Origin of the sequence: Petrimonas sp. (assembly GCF_963921705.1) — a bacterium.
In the GTDB taxonomy this organism is placed as follows: Bacteria; Bacteroidota; Bacteroidia; order Bacteroidales; family Dysgonomonadaceae; genus Petrimonas; species Petrimonas sulfuriphila.
In genome coordinates, this window is record NZ_OY997410.1 from 1,437,930 (window position 1) to 1,451,847 (window position 13,918).

18 protein-coding genes are annotated in these 13,918 nt (G+C 43.5%); 16 read left to right on the plus strand and 2 right to left on the minus strand.

The window, feature by feature from the left end:
* The 4 genes from recN to AACM02_RS05980 all read left to right on the plus strand — a co-directional run bounded on the left by recN (position 1) and on the right by AACM02_RS05980 (position 3,278).
* A complete protein-coding gene (gene recN, locus AACM02_RS05965; RefSeq protein WP_339117439.1) occupies positions 1 to 1,659 on the plus strand; it encodes a DNA repair protein RecN in 1,659 nt (552 codons plus the stop codon).
* A 45-nt stretch (positions 1,660 to 1,704) separates the two neighbouring features.
* Positions 1,705 to 2,448, plus strand: coding sequence for a 23S rRNA (guanosine(2251)-2'-O)-methyltransferase RlmB (gene rlmB / locus AACM02_RS05970; protein WP_339116373.1), 744 nt, complete (start codon positions 1,705 to 1,707; stop codon positions 2,446 to 2,448).
* An 81-nt stretch (positions 2,449 to 2,529) separates the two neighbouring features.
* Complete coding sequence (locus AACM02_RS05975; protein WP_339116374.1) at positions 2,530 to 2,907, plus strand: RidA family protein; 378 nt, start codon at positions 2,530 to 2,532, stop codon at positions 2,905 to 2,907.
* A complete protein-coding gene (locus AACM02_RS05980) occupies positions 2,904 to 3,278 on the plus strand; it encodes a YccF domain-containing protein (RefSeq protein ID WP_286847016.1) in 375 nt (124 codons plus the stop codon). Before AACM02_RS05975 ends, AACM02_RS05980 begins: the two co-directional genes overlap by 4 nt.
* On the opposite strand, the gene tatC is transcribed toward AACM02_RS05980, so the two are convergent.
* Together tatC and AACM02_RS05990 are read right to left on the minus strand one after the other, a co-directional pair.
* Entirely contained in the window at positions 3,279 to 4,106 is an 828-nt protein-coding gene (gene tatC, locus AACM02_RS05985) for a twin-arginine translocase subunit TatC (protein WP_286847018.1), read from the minus strand.
* 98 nt (positions 4,107 to 4,204) lie between these two features.
* A complete protein-coding gene (locus tag AACM02_RS05990; RefSeq protein ID WP_214062638.1) occupies positions 4,205 to 4,414 on the minus strand; it encodes a twin-arginine translocase TatA/TatE family subunit in 210 nt (69 codons plus the stop codon).
* Between the two features lie 279 nt (positions 4,415 to 4,693).
* Between AACM02_RS05990 and AACM02_RS05995 the strand changes: the two genes are divergently transcribed.
* The 12 genes from AACM02_RS05995 (at position 4,694) to AACM02_RS06050 (ending at position 13,911) form a co-directional block, all read left to right on the plus strand.
* Positions 4,694 to 6,145, plus strand: a complete 1,452-nt coding sequence (locus AACM02_RS05995) for a family 10 glycosylhydrolase (protein WP_339116375.1) — start codon at positions 4,694 to 4,696, stop codon at positions 6,143 to 6,145.
* Between the two features lie 119 nt (positions 6,146 to 6,264).
* Entirely contained in the window at positions 6,265 to 6,708 is a 444-nt protein-coding gene (locus AACM02_RS06000; protein ID WP_286847023.1) for a Fur family transcriptional regulator, read from the plus strand.
* Between the two features lie 380 nt (positions 6,709 to 7,088).
* On the plus strand, positions 7,089 to 8,351 hold the full coding sequence (locus AACM02_RS06005; protein WP_339116376.1) for an adenylosuccinate synthase: 1,263 nt from the start codon (positions 7,089 to 7,091) through the stop codon (positions 8,349 to 8,351).
* Between the two features lie 20 nt (positions 8,352 to 8,371).
* Positions 8,372 to 8,668, plus strand: coding sequence for a hypothetical protein (locus AACM02_RS06010; protein ID WP_339116377.1), 297 nt, complete (start codon positions 8,372 to 8,374; stop codon positions 8,666 to 8,668).
* A gap of 81 nt (positions 8,669 to 8,749) precedes the next feature.
* Complete coding sequence (locus AACM02_RS06015) at positions 8,750 to 9,433, plus strand: zinc metallopeptidase (protein WP_332456255.1); 684 nt, start codon at positions 8,750 to 8,752, stop codon at positions 9,431 to 9,433.
* A 15-nt stretch (positions 9,434 to 9,448) separates the two neighbouring features.
* Entirely contained in the window at positions 9,449 to 9,607 is a 159-nt protein-coding gene (locus AACM02_RS06020) for a hypothetical protein (RefSeq protein WP_339116378.1), read from the plus strand.
* Positions 9,608 to 9,823: 216 nt separating this feature from the next.
* Positions 9,824 to 10,540: a pirin family protein gene (locus tag AACM02_RS06025; protein ID WP_339116379.1), complete on the plus strand. Its 717-nt coding sequence runs from the start codon at positions 9,824 to 9,826 to the stop codon at positions 10,538 to 10,540.
* Positions 10,541 to 10,607: 67 nt separating this feature from the next.
* Positions 10,608 to 11,558 carry a TIGR01777 family oxidoreductase gene (locus AACM02_RS06030; RefSeq protein ID WP_339116380.1) on the plus strand — a complete coding sequence of 317 codons (951 nt, stop codon included), beginning with the start codon at positions 10,608 to 10,610 and terminating at the stop codon, positions 11,556 to 11,558.
* Positions 11,559 to 11,561: 3 nt separating this feature from the next.
* Complete coding sequence (locus AACM02_RS06035) at positions 11,562 to 12,098, plus strand: DUF1697 domain-containing protein (RefSeq protein ID WP_339116381.1); 537 nt, start codon at positions 11,562 to 11,564, stop codon at positions 12,096 to 12,098.
* An 8-nt stretch (positions 12,099 to 12,106) separates the two neighbouring features.
* Entirely contained in the window at positions 12,107 to 12,673 is a 567-nt protein-coding gene (locus AACM02_RS06040) for a YdeI family protein (protein WP_214062008.1), read from the plus strand.
* A gap of 31 nt (positions 12,674 to 12,704) precedes the next feature.
* Complete coding sequence (locus AACM02_RS06045; RefSeq protein WP_339116382.1) at positions 12,705 to 13,067, plus strand: DUF1801 domain-containing protein; 363 nt, start codon at positions 12,705 to 12,707, stop codon at positions 13,065 to 13,067.
* Between the two features lies 1 nt (position 13,068).
* A complete protein-coding gene (locus tag AACM02_RS06050) occupies positions 13,069 to 13,911 on the plus strand; it encodes a VOC family protein (RefSeq protein WP_339116383.1) in 843 nt (280 codons plus the stop codon).
* Positions 13,912 to 13,918 lie beyond the last annotated feature (7 nt).

The window sequence follows — 13,918 nt, forward strand, 5'->3', positions numbered from 1 at the left end:
ATGCTGAAATCGCTTGCAATACAACATTATGCGCTGATAGATTCGCTTCATATCGATTTTGATAAGGGCTTTTCGGTTATTACCGGAGAAACCGGAGCTGGAAAATCCATTATACTGGGTGCGCTTTCGCTGATTTTGGGACAACGTGCTGATAATCGTTATATCAAGCAAAACGAGCAGAAATGTACCATCGAAGGCATTTTTGATTTTTCAAGGTATGATTTGCAAGATTTTTTTGAAGAGCGGGATTGGGAATATAATCCCGATGAATGTATCCTGCGCCGCGAAATTTGGACGAACGGAAAGTCGCGGGCTTTCGTTAACGATTCTCCTGTTTACCTGAATGACCTGAAAGACTTAGGTGATAGGTTGATAGATATTCATTCGCAGCATCAGAACCTGTCGTTAAACGACAACTTTTTTCAGTTAAACGTGTTGGATATTCTTGCCCGTACAAAAGCGGAGAAGGAGGCATACCAAAAAGTATTCAAGGAATATCAGGCGAGCCGGAAACTGTTGCTCGAACTGCAGAAGCAATCGCAAAAAAACAAGGAAGAGGAAAATTATTTTCAATTCCAGTTCGATGCATTGGCTGGTGCAAAACTACAGGCAGGAGAACAGGGCGAACTGGAAGCCGAGCTGGAAACCATAACGCATGCCGAGGAAATTAAAGCTTCGCTTTTTGCGGTAGTAGATGCACTTTCGGGTGAAGGTGGTGCTGTTGAACAAAAATTAAAATCGGTAACCGACGCGTTGAAAAGTATTCAGCATGTTTTTCCGAAAGCTGCCGAATTGGAGCAACGGGTGGAGTCGGCCTATATTGATTTAAAAGAGGTCCGGATTGAAGCCGGGAAGCATTTCGAAGAAACAGATTTCAATGCCGAGCGGCAACAACAGGTGGAGGAGCGGTTAAGTGTGATTTACGATTTACAGAAGAGGCATTCGGTAAAATCGGTTGAGGAACTGCAGGAGATACAGAAACAGTTGGATGAAAAGTTGCAAAACATCCTGTCGCTGGACGAACAAATAGAACAACTCGAAAAAGAGGTGTCTGAAAAACAACGGCTGTTGTTGCAAAAAGCAGAAGTGCTGAGTGAAAGGAGAAAATCGGCTACGCAGCCGGTAGAGAAGCAACTCACGGAAATGCTTGTTTATCTGGGAATGCCTAACGCGAGGTTCATATGCGATATTACCACCAAAAACAATCCCGATTCTAACGGCAAAGATGCTGTGAGCTTTCTGTTTTCGGCCAATAAAAACACACCGTTGCTGCCCGTTTCCCAGATTGCATCCGGCGGAGAAATCTCTCGACTGATGCTTTGCCTGAAATCGATGATCGCCGGGGCAACGACACTGCCGACGGTTATTTTCGATGAAATCGACACGGGAACTTCGGGTGAGATAGCCGATAAAATGGGTACGATCATGCGCGAGATGGCACACGATATGCAAGTAATCGCCATCACCCATTTGCCGCAAATAGCAGCCAAAGGAACAAAACATTACAACGTTTACAAAGAGGACAGTGCTGAGACTACGGCAACCTATGTGCGTTTATTGCTGAAAAACGAAAGGGTTACGGAAATCGCCCGGATGCTTAGCGGTGCGGAAGTTACTGCTCAGGCTGTTGAAAACGCCAAGGTGATGCTGGAGGCCTGAAGCTCATGTTGAAACTTTAAAGACGTAACACATAACACATAAAAGATGAAAGAGAAAGAGATGATTTTTGGCATCCGTGCCGTGATTGAAGCGGCAGAAGCCGGAAAAGATATCGACAAAGTGCTTGTTAAACGTGAATTGTCGGGTGAACTTTTCAAAGAACTGCAGGAGGTGCTACGCCGGTGCGAAATCCCCATGCAGAAAGTCCCGCTGGAGCGGATCGACAGGATAACCCGTAAAAATCATCAGGGGGTTATTGCCTTTACCTCGGCAGTTACGTACCAGAAACTAGACCAGATTGTTCCGTTTCTTTATGAGCAAGGGAAAAACCCGCTTATTGTTGTACTTGATGGAATTACCGATGTGCGTAACTTTGGCGCTATTGCCCGCACATGCGAAGTTGCGGGTGTAGATGCCATAGTGATTCCGGCGCGCGGAAGCGTATCGGTAAATGCCGATGCCATTAAAACGTCGGCCGGAGCATTACACATCATTCCGGTATGCCGGGAAAACAGCCTGAAAGACGCTGTTGTGTTCCTGAAAAACAGTGGAATAAGAGTAGTGGCCGCCACTGAGAAAGCGGCAAAAAACTATACCGTAGCAGATATGTCGGTCCCTGTAGCCATTTTAATGGGTTCGGAAGACGAAGGCGTTTCGCCCGAAATTCTGCGTGTGTGTGATGAATTGGTTAAGGTTCCGCAGTTCGGCAGCATTCAATCACTGAACGTTTCTGTGGCGGCGGGTGTGATGATTTATGAGGTGGTAAGACAAAGAGCAATAGACTATTAACTAATAATACAACCCATATTTCAACATTATAACCGGATGAATTAAAGTGGAAGGAAAGCAATATTAAGTAAACTAAATTTTATGAAAAAAGTAATTTCAACAAAACATGCTCCTGCGGCAATAGGCCCTTACAGCCAAGCAATCGAAGCAAAGGGAATGATTTTTATTTCCGGACAAACCCCTATTGATCCGTTAACAGGAGAGCTGGTCACTGGAGGAGTGAAAGAGCAAGCGGTGCAATGTTTCAAAAATATCCGGGCTATTTTGGATGAAGCCGGACTTACAACGGAAAACATCGTAAAAACTACCGTCTTCCTGGGAGACATGGCTTACTTTGCCGAGATGAACGAGGTGTACGCTTCGCAGTTCGACGGGGATTTTCCTGCCCGTTCGGCCATAGCTGCCAAAGGCTTGCCTAAAAGCTGCATGGTGGAAATTGAAGCAATTGCCGTACGATGAGGACGCTGGGAAATGTGATCTGGATTGTTTTCGGAGGCATATTTATTGCCATCGAATACGTTATTGCCAGTATTGGCCTGATGGTTACAATAATCGGTATTCCCTTCGGCCTGCAATCGCTGAAACTGGCGGAGATGGCATTGTTGCCTTTCGATAAAAAAGCAGTGCAAAATCGCACAACTTCGGGGTGCCTGGCACTTGTTATGAATATTATCTGGTTCTTTATCGGTGGGTTGCCCATTGTGCTCACACACCTGTTTTTCGGTGTTTTGTTTTACATCACCATTATCGGTATTCCTTTCGGAAACCAGCATTTCAAATTAATGAAATTAGCTTTTTCACCGTTTGGCAAAGTGATTCTGAACCGATAATTACTCAAAGACTGTCGGCAGATCCTCTTCTTCAATTTCTTCCGGTGGATCTTTTTTTACCACGAAAGCGCTTATTTCCCAAAGCATGTAAAGCGGTATGGTGACTATAATAAGTGAAAACGGGTCGCCAGACGGGGTAATTATAGCTGCCAGCACCATAGAACCTACCACTGCTTGTTTGCGGTACTTGCGGAAGAAAGACCGGTAGATGAGTCCCAAGCTGGATAAAAGCCAGAAAACAAGCGGCAACTCAAACACGACACCCATAATGAGGATGAGGGTGTAAAAATTGTTCATGTAGGAATCCAGCGAGATGGTGTTTTTAATGGCATCGCTCAATTCAAAAGTGATGAGGAACCTGAAGATCAATGGAAAAACCATAAAATAGCCAACCAGACAGCCGATCACGAACATCACTCCTCCGAATCCAAAGGCCATTTTTACCCCTTTGGTCTCGTTTTCGTAAAGAGCCGGGCTGATAAAGCGCCAGAGTTCAAACAAAATATAGGGGATGGTCAACAGGACAGCAAATGCCAGAGAAGTGGAAATATAGGTCATAAACTGCGTGGTCATGTTGATGTTCAACATTTCAACATTAAACGAGTCGGCCGAAAAATCGGGAAGGAAAGGGATGTATTTGCTGGCGCTCTCCAGGAAACGATAGGTGATAAAATCGGAAGAACTGGGTGCAAGAATTATTGAGTCGAAAATACGAGGAATAAGGATGAATCCAGCAATGGCCAAAATAAGCACTGCGCCGATAATTCGTATCAACGTCCAGCGGAATTCCTCGAGATGGTCCCAAAAGGACATTTCTTTCTCTTTCATGCAACCAACAGATTATAGAATTTAATCTCGGAAAAAATCCACAAAAACGTGGATTAATCCCGAGAACAGACGATTTTTACAATAACTGGAAAATTAGGTTACTGATTGCTTGTGGACGATGTTTTTTTGTCGGCCGGATCGGCTTTGATATCCTCTTCAATATCGTTCAGTCCTTTTTTGAAGCTGTTGATGCCTTTTCCCAACCCTTTCATAAATTCAGGGATTTTCTTTCCACCGAAAAGAATTAAGACAACCAAGATAATAATGGGAATTTCCCATCCGTTTAAATTAAAAAGCAGTGGATTCATAGGTCTTATTGTTAGTTTGATAATTTGTTTGCAAACACTATATTTTCACAAAAGTAGAATTAATTATTAAGTTTAGCAATAATATTAAGATAAAGTTTCGTAAAAAGAGCCGTGAAATGATTTTATGAGGTGGCTACTTTTTAGCGAGGTGTTGAAGTCCTGTTTCTACACAGAATTGATCGGCTTTTCCGGTTTAAAGTGTTAACATTCGAAAAATGTATACCAGCACTGCATTTTTGTTTTAAATTTGCATCGCCAAGTTTAGAACGATTATCATTAATGAATAGAACACATCTGCTTCTCATCTTTTTTCTGTTTGTTGTGATGAGAATTTTTTCTGTCAATCCCCCTGCTTCTGAAGTCAGGGCCGTCTGGTTGACAACAAATTACGGACTTGACTGGCCAAGGAACAGGATCAGTCAGGAAGTGCAAAAAAGAGAGCTGATCGCTATTCTTGATAATCTGCAAAAACACAATTTCAATACCGTAATATTTCAGGTTCGGGCAAGAGGAGAAATGTTCTATGATTCAAAAATTGAGCCGCTGGCATCGGTAATTGTTCCATCCGGATATGGGAAGCCCAAATTTGATCCGCTGGCTTTTGTCATTGAGGAGTGTCATAAGCGCGGTATGGAACTGCACGCCTGGATGGTAACCTATCCGTTGGGTTTAGACAAGCATGTGAGAAGTTTGGGTGCAAGATCGGTTACAAAAAAAAATCCATCCATAACCCGGAAGTACCGTGGCGAATGGTTTCTTGATCCGGGTAATCCAAAAACCGACGACTATCTCTTGTCCATCGTAAAGGAGATCGTTTCAAATTATGATATTGACGGGATTCATTTTGATTATATCCGGTATCCGGACAACACGGGTAAGTTTCCTGATGCTGGGATGTACAGGCTCTACGGTAAGGGGAAAACGTTATATCAATGGCGCAGGGACAACATTACCCGGTTTGTAACCAAAGCATACGACTGGGTGAAAAGTCAAAAAAAATGGGTACAGGTCAGCAGTGCCCCTCTTGGGCGGTACAGGGCGTTGGGGAATACAGGGGCTGGATGGACTGCTTTGGAAACTGTTTTTCAGGACGCCGCCATGTGGTTGAAGATTGGTAAGCATGATGCCCTTTATCCCATGATGTATTATAAGGACCATCTTTTTTATCCGTTTGTGGACGATTGGCTGGAAAACGGGAACAAGCGCATTATCGTTCCGGGATTGGGAACCTATCAGATGATTGAGCTGGGCTGGAGCCGGCAGGATATCGAGAACCAGATGGATTACACTAGGAAGAACGAGTCGGCCGGACAGGCATACTTCAGAACAGATAATGTGTTGTCGAACACAAAAGGGATCTTGAATACCCTGGAGCACTATTACCGTTATCCGGCAAAACTGCCGGCGATGACCTGGCTTTCGGATGAAATCCCTGGAGCACCGTACGACTTAACTGCCGAAAGTATAAACGGAAAACTTTTGCTTAACTGGAAAACCGATGATGCCGCGGACCGAGTCACTTATAATGTTTACAGGAGTGAATCGGAGGATTTAGATGTACACAAAGCCGAAAATATCCTCGCCACGGGATTGAGAGAACCTTTTTTTGAGTATGCAGCATCCATTGATGAAAAGGGTTATTATTATTATGTAACGGTTTCAGATTCATATCATAACGAGAGTGAAGTCTGTTATCCGGCATTTTTTGTTCATTCCGAAACGGTGAAATGAATTTAAATGTGTATCTTTAAAAAAATATCAAAAAAATAACTTCAAGCGATTGAAAAAAGAAATATTTTTGTACTATGGATAGCAGCCAGAAATTGAGAAAACAGGTGAAAGATGAGTTCATGCAGTATCTGTCTGATCGTAAGCACCGTAAAACTCCGGAGAGATTTGCCATACTCGATCATATTTACAACACAAAAGGACATTTCGACATGGATTCGTTATATAAATCCATGGTAGATGTGAATTTTCGTGTCAGCCGTGCCACACTCTATAATACCATTGAATTGCTGCTCGATTGTGGACTGGTGGTGAAACATCAGTTCGGAGGAAATATTTCGAAGTACGAACGTGCTTACGGCAACGAAAATCACGATCACATTATCTGCACCAGCTGTGGTGAAGTTTGGGAATCCAAAAACGGCAACCTTTTTACTGCGGCACAGCAGCGAAAAATTAAAAAATTTACCGTAAGTTACTACAGTATGTATATTTACGGGATTTGCAGTAAGTGCAGTCACGCCAAGAAAATAGCTTTGAGAAAACTGAATAAAGAAACTAAATAATAAAGATATTCAGACTTGTAGACTAAAAGATATTTAGAATAAGAATTGCGCATAATTTCAGGAAGTTAATTATACGGCAGAAAGCAATGGATTTCGTTACACAATGTCCTGTCTTATCAATTCCCTTAAATATTGCAGAAGGTTCTTCGAAGTACAGGACCAAAGATTTTTCGAGTTTTTGGAAATGGCGATTGGCTTTTCTTATGAGCTTGAAGCGGCAATTATTATTGCTCGAAATCTGGAATATATTGATACTGAATTGATGCATGAGAGTGTCGATAAACTTGTGAAATTACAAATAATGATTCTCTCGTTCAAAAAATAATCTAAAGTAAAGTCTATTGTCTATAAGTTTTGAGTCTTATAATCTAAAGAATAATATGAAAGTTGATGTAATTTTAGGCCTTCAATGGGGCGATGAAGGAAAAGGAAAAGTAGTAGATGTGTTAACGCCCAATTACGATATTGTGGCTCGTTTTCAGGGCGGGCCAAATGCCGGACATACGTTGGAGTTTGAAAATCAGAAATATGTACTGAGATCGATTCCGTCGGGAATTTTTCAACCCGGGAAAATCAACATTATCGGAAATGGGGTTGTGCTGGACCCGGCTCTGTTCAAGGCTGAAGTCGAAGCGTTGGAAGCATCGGGGCATGCGTTGACCGAGCGGCTGTATGTTTCCAAGAAAACTCATTTAATTCTGCCTACCCATCGGTTGTTAGACGAGGCTATGGAACAGGCTAAAGGAGATTCAAAAATAGGGACGACCGGCAAGGGAATCGGGCCGACATACACCGATAAAATAAGTCGGAACGGCTTGAGGGTAGGAGATTTATTCAATAATTTCGAAGAGAAATACAAAAAAGCTACGGCAAGACACATAGAGATGCTGGCGCAATACGATTTTGAGTACGACTTGGAAAAGATTGAAACCGAATGGTTTGCCGGAGTTGAGAAATTGAAATCATTCCAGGTTATCGATTCGGAACATTTTATCAACAAGTCACTCACATCGGGAAAGGGAGTGCTTGCTGAAGGTGCGCAAGGATCTATGCTTGATATTGATTTTGGTTCCTATCCGTTTGTTACTTCATCCAACACTATTTGCGCCGGCGCCTGTACCGGATTGGGTGTGGCTCCGCGAAAAATTGGCGAAGTGTTCGGGATTTTTAAGGCATACTGCACCCGGGTGGGAAGTGGCCCTTTCCCTACAGAACTGTTCGATAAAGACGGACAGCAGATGCGTGATCTAGGTCGTGAATACGGTTCCGTTACCGGACGTCCACGTCGTTGCGGATGGATTGACCTGGTAGCACTCCGCTATGCGATAATGCTCAATGGGGTGACCAAGCTGGTGATGATGAAAAGTGATGTGCTGGATACTTTCGAAACCATCAAGGTGTGCGTGGCTTACAACATCAACGGACAAGAAACCGAAGACTTGCCTTTCGACATTACAGGAAACATTGAACCTGTTTTCGTAGAACTGGCGGGTTGGAAGACCGATATGACGAACATGCAGTCGGAAGACGAGTTTCCCGAAGAATTTAACGCTTATCTTTCGTTTTTGGAAGAAGAGCTGGGTGTGCCTGTTGCTATTGTTTCTGTAGGGCCGAACAGAGCTCAGACAATCATCAGGGGATAAAAACATCCGATCTGGCTTACTTGGATGAGCCGTTACCTATTGCGTCGGGACAAACTATTTCTCAGGTTACTACCGTAGCCCTGCAGACCGGGTTGCCTCGATGGGCTCCTTTCAACGGGATATTAATTACCTGTGGGGCACCCAAGATTCCGGAAGAACTGCTGGGACAACTTGTGACAGGAGGAAGGATGGTAGTGCCGATAGGAGAAAAATTGCAGGAGATGGTGGTGGTTGAAAAAACCGGTGAAACGGCCTACACGACTACCGGTGAAGGCTTCTTTCGGTTTGTACCCATGCTGAAAGGAACGGTGGAGTGAAAAACAAACAGGTCTAATTCGTAGAAAACATTTTATAGCTGTTTTACGTTTAACAAAAAAACTAAATAAAAAAAGAATCGCATGAGTGCAGTTTGGTTTCTATTAATTTTAATTGCTGTAGCTGGCTTTGGTGTACAAGCTATGCTCCAGAGCCGGTTTAAAAAATATTCAAGAATTCCCCTGAGAAACGGAATGACGGGTCGTGACGTGGCAGAAAAAATGCTTCACGACAACGGCATATACGATGTCCAGGTCATTTCGGTACGCGGTCAGCTTACCGATCACTATAACCCCACCAATAAAACCATCAACCTGAGCGAACCGGTTTACGGGAGCAACAGTATCGCTGCAGCTGCAGTGGCTGCTCATGAAACAGGTCACGCCTTGCAGCACGCCAAAGGGTATGCCCCTCTGAAAATGCGTTCGGCTTTGGTACCCGTTGTCAGCGCTTCTTCAAGGTGGGTTACGTGGATATTGTTGCTTGGAATTGTAACAGTATCTACCTTCCCGGCATTGTTGTGGATGGGGATCGGCTTGTTTGCCTTGACAACCCTGTTTAGTTTTGTGACGCTTCCCGTAGAAAAAAATGCGACCAACAGGGCGTTAAGGTGGCTAAGCAGCGCCGGTGTTACCGATGTAAGCAACCACTCGCAGGCCACCGATGCTTTACGGTGGGCCGGGTATACTTATGTTGTGGCTGCATTAAGTTCGCTGGCAACTCTTCTGTATTACATCATGATTGCCATGAGCGGGAGCAGGAGATAAATTTTTAATTGACAGGTGCAAAATAATATTGGACGCGGTGCGGAGAACATTCTCGCATCGAATATAGATATTGACGAGCAGGCTATCAGTTTGTTACCGGAAAGTTGTAAAACGCTCACACTTAGGAAAGGCGAGTTTGCTTTACGTGAAGGAGAAACCTGCAAACGCGGGTAACCCAACTGCTAGGTGCTTCGGCTGAAGAGCAAGGATGATTGCTGCCTATCTGGGCATTACTCCTGAAAGTTTGAGCCGGGTGAGGGGAGAGCTGGCAGAGCGAAACTATCGCCTACGCTAAGCCTGAAGTCTTTTCTTAACATACATCAATGCACACTATAAAAAGAGCGGTTATCTTTGCATGGAGAATATTTTAAAAATCACAAAAAAGAAAAAATGAAAACAATTTATCATGCTGCAGGTAGCCGCGGCTTTGCCGATCACGGATGGCTCAAAAGTAATCATACATTCAGTTTTGCCAATTATTACAATCGCGACAGAATGCATTTTGGTGTTTTGCGGGTAATCAATGATGATTTCGTGGATAAGGGAAAAGGTTTCGGTACGCACCCGCACAACGATATGGAAATAATATCCTTGCCGCTCGAGGGTGAGCTCGAACATCGCGACAGTATGGGCAACGGAAGCATTATCCGCCAGGGAGACGTGCAGGTTATGTCGGCTGGAACAGGGATTACGCACAGTGAATTTAATGCCCGTCAGGATCAGCCGGTAAAATTCCTGCAAATCTGGGTGTTCCCGAGAGAGAAAGGCGTCAAGCCGCGTTACGATCAGGTCCGTATTGCCGATTTAGCCAAACCCAACGATTTTCAGCAAATTGTTTCTCCGAATCCGGACGGCGACGGTGTATGGATACATCAGGATGCATGGTTTCACCTCGCCAATTTTGACAAGGGGGTTACGAAAGAATATGACGTAAAGAAGAAAGGTAACGGAGTATATCTATTTGTGATTAGAGGCAAAGCCAAAGTTTCGACCCAAACGTTGAACGAGCGTGACGGTTATGGAATTTGGGATATCGGTAGTTTTACGCTTGAAGCTCTTGAGGATTCCGAGATTCTTTTGATGGAAGTCCCCATGGAATTACCTTGAAATTATGGATAAAGACGGCAACCAATTGCTGTCTTTATTTGTTTACCATGAAATTAACTACACTGCGATGAAAACAATTTTAATAACAGGTGGATCAGGTTTAATAGGAAGAAAACTTTCACGGTTGCTTGTTGAAAAAGGATACAAAGTGATTTGGCTTAGCCGTGAGCGATATGTAAAAGCTGATATACCCCGGTACAGGTGGGACTATCGTCGAAACGAAATAGAGAAAGAGGCCGTGGAACTGGCCGATATTATTGTCCACCTGGCCGGATCGAATATCGGGGAGGACTCGTGGACAAGGCAGAAAAAACAGGATATCGTGGAGAGCCGTGTTCAAACCGCACAACTCTTGCTCGACACAATAAAATCTATGGATAAAAGGCCCGAAGCTTTTATCTCGGCTTCGGCAATCGGGTATTACGGATTGAAAATAACCAACAACCTGTACTCGGAGGAGGATCCTTCCACCGAAAACGATTTTCTGAGCCGGACCTGCCGTAAATGGGAGAATGCTGCTCTCCGTTTTCAGGAAGAGCTCAATATCCGGACAGTCGTGTTGCGTACAGGATTCGTGATTTCAAAAAACAGCGATGCCTTCAGGAAAATGGTTTTGCCCACCCGTTTTGGGCTGGGTGCACCTATTGGGAGCGGCAGGCAATATTTGACGTGGGTACATATCGATGACCTTTGCCGTATGTATTTGAAAGCTATTGAAGATGTAGATATGAAAGGCGTGTACAATGCTGTTTCCCCTGAATTTATCAGTAATGCCGATTTCATGCATACGTTGGCAAATGTGATGAAACGGCCTTTTTTTATGCCGCACGTACCCTCGTTTTTAATGCGTCTGATTATGGGAGAGGCTGCCGGTATGATTCTAGGGGGAAGCCGCATTTCATCCCGGAAAATTCAAGATGCCGGTTATGAATTTCAGTATGATACTTCGGAGAAAGCGATGAAAGCTTCGTTGAAAGCCATAAAGGAGAGGGAGAACAAAAAAAGAAAAAGAAATTAACCGGTGACAAAATATATCGTGCTTCTTCGGGGCGTAACACCCACCGGGAAAAACCGGGTACCGATGGCGCAACTTCGACAGTTGCTTGCTGAGAGTGGTTTCCAGAATGTACAAACGTGGATTCAAAGCGGAAACGTGATCCTCTATTCGGAACTTTCAGTAGAAGAAGTAGTGAAGAGAGTGAATAAAATCATCAAAGAGAGCATCGGTGCCGATTTGAAAATTATCGTGAAAACGCCTGCTGAGATTGAAACGGTAATTGCTGAAAATCCTTTCGGTAAAAGATACGATATTTCCCGGGTTTTCTTTACGCTTTTCAACGATACTCCCGATATTAATCTTGTTACAGCCCTGCAAGCACAGGATTTTGGCCCAGACGAATTCATTTTCACCCCGCACGCCATTTATCTTTTCATTCCCGGCAGTGCTGCTAAAACCAAGCTCAATAACAACTTTTTCGAAAGAAAATTAAAAATTGACACCACAACCCGTAATTTTAATACGTTGTCGAAACTCATAGCTCTTAGCTCTAACCCCTAGGCCTCATAATGGAAATAACAAAAGCAGTATATTTCGATTCGCGCGAAGACTGGCGTCAATGGTTGTCGGAGAATTTTCGTAAAGAAAAGGAGATATGGCTTATCTATCCCAATAAATCGACAAGGAAACCGCGTATTTTATACAACGATGCCGTGGAGGAGGCTTTATGTTTTGGTTGGATCGACAGTACGATGAAAAAATACGATGAAACTCACACTGCTCAGCGATTCTCGCCCCGGAATCCTAAAAGTACCTACTCTCAACCCAACAGGGAACGACTTCGGTGGTTGGCAGAGAATAACTTGTTACACCCTGAAATTTACGAAAAAGTAACAAACATTTTATCGGAAGAATTTGTTTACCCATCAGATATTATCACAGCATTGCAAGCCGACAAGGAAACGTGGCAAAACTTTCAAAGATTCTCTGAAGCTTATAAAAGAATCCGGGTAGCATATGTCCACGATTCACGCAGCCGTCCCGATTTTTTTGCAAAACGTCTGGCCAACCTGTTAAAGATGACAAAGCAAAACAGAAAAATAATTGGACACGGCGGAGTGGATAAGTATTATTGAGACAATCCAGTCTTTAAAAAGAGTAAAGTCAATGAGTAGCCCCGAAAACATCGATCAATATATGGCCGGCTTTGATGCTGAAGTACGGAAAAAACTGAGAACAATTCGAGAACTGGTCCACGATACTCTTCCCGAAGGTGTGGAATCTATCAGTTACCAAATGCCTGCCTTTAAATATAACGGAAAAATTCTGGTGTATTTTGCAGCATTTAAAAACCATATCGGATTTTACGCCACGCCTGAATCCAATCTGGCATTCAAAGAAGAATTGTCGGAATACAAAACCACCAAAGGAACTATTCAATTACCTTACGACAAGCCGCTTCCGATAGAATTACTTCGCAAAATCATTTTGTTCAAAGCGGCTTCCAACGAAGTAAAAAAGAAAAAGTAATATGAACAATACCATTTATCCTTGCATTTGGTGCAACAACAACGCCCGCGAAATGGCCAATTTTTATTGCAGCACTTTTCCTGAAACCACCGTAATGGATGAAAATCCTGTGGTGGTCATGCTCGAAATGTTTGGCCAGAAACTGATGCTGCTTAACGGTGGCGACAAGTTCAACCCCAATCCGTCTATTTCGCTGATGTTTCTTACGATGTTGGAAAAGCGAGTTGAAGAGATTTGGAATAAGCTCATACAGGAAGGGAGGTCGATGATGCCGCTTGACGCCTATCCCTTTAGTCCGAAATATGGCTGGGTACAAGATAAATATGGCGTTTCGTGGCAGTTATACACGGCACGCGATGAAAACCATATCCTCCAGAAAATAGTGCCGACGCTGATGTTTACCGGTTCTCAAAACGGACGGGCAATGGAGGCCGCGCATTTGTACACATCACTTTTTCCCAATTCGGAAATCCATGGTGTAATGTACTATGCTGAAGAAAGCGGTGAGCCTGAATCCAGCGTGCAGCACGGAGAATTTTTCATCAACGATTATCTGTTGATGATGATGGATAGCTCACAGGAACACAATTTCAGTTTTTCCGAAGGTGTTTCGCTTGTGGTTGAGTGCGATTACCAGGAGGAAATCGATAACTATTGGAACGTGCTTACATCGAATGGCGGAGAGGAAAGTATGTGCGGATGGCTAAAAGATCAATTCGGAGTCAGTTGGCAAATTGTTCCTGCCGAGCTGGGTGGATGGATGAAAAAATCAACAAAGGTGATGGCAGAAGTATTGAAAATGAAAAAATTGGATATTGATACTTTGAAAAATGCCATAAAATAATAACATC

Bases quoted from the DNA above. Each gene is read 5' to 3' on its own strand.
- tatC (WP_286847018.1), bottom strand. From the start codon at position 4,106: ATGAAAGAGAAAGAAATGTCCTTTTGGGACCATCTCGAGGAATTCCGC.
- AACM02_RS05975 (WP_339116374.1), top strand. From the start codon at position 2,530: ATGAAAAAAGTAATTTCAACAAAACATGCTCCTGCGGCAATAGGCCCT.
- AACM02_RS06040 (WP_214062008.1), top strand. From the start codon at position 12,107: ATGGAAATAACAAAAGCAGTATATTTCGATTCGCGCGAAGACTGGCGT.
- AACM02_RS06025 (WP_339116379.1), top strand. From the start codon at position 9,824: ATGAAAACAATTTATCATGCTGCAGGTAGCCGCGGCTTTGCCGATCAC.
- AACM02_RS05990 (WP_214062638.1), bottom strand. From the start codon at position 4,414: ATGAATCCACTGCTTTTTAATTTAAACGGATGGGAAATTCCCATTATT.
- AACM02_RS06045 (WP_339116382.1), top strand. From the start codon at position 12,705: ATGAGTAGCCCCGAAAACATCGATCAATATATGGCCGGCTTTGATGCT.
- rlmB (WP_339116373.1), top strand. From the start codon at position 1,705: ATGAAAGAGAAAGAGATGATTTTTGGCATCCGTGCCGTGATTGAAGCG.
- AACM02_RS06000 (WP_286847023.1), top strand. From the start codon at position 6,265: ATGCAGTATCTGTCTGATCGTAAGCACCGTAAAACTCCGGAGAGATTT.
- AACM02_RS06015 (WP_332456255.1), top strand. From the start codon at position 8,750: ATGAGTGCAGTTTGGTTTCTATTAATTTTAATTGCTGTAGCTGGCTTT.
- AACM02_RS06005 (WP_339116376.1), top strand. From the start codon at position 7,089: ATGAAAGTTGATGTAATTTTAGGCCTTCAATGGGGCGATGAAGGAAAA.
- AACM02_RS05980 (WP_286847016.1), top strand. From the start codon at position 2,904: ATGAGGACGCTGGGAAATGTGATCTGGATTGTTTTCGGAGGCATATTT.
- AACM02_RS05995 (WP_339116375.1), top strand. From the start codon at position 4,694: ATGAATAGAACACATCTGCTTCTCATCTTTTTTCTGTTTGTTGTGATG.
- recN (WP_339117439.1), top strand. From the start codon at position 1: ATGCTGAAATCGCTTGCAATACAACATTATGCGCTGATAGATTCGCTT.
- AACM02_RS06050 (WP_339116383.1), top strand. From the start codon at position 13,069: ATGAACAATACCATTTATCCTTGCATTTGGTGCAACAACAACGCCCGC.
- AACM02_RS06030 (WP_339116380.1), top strand. From the start codon at position 10,608: ATGAAAACAATTTTAATAACAGGTGGATCAGGTTTAATAGGAAGAAAA.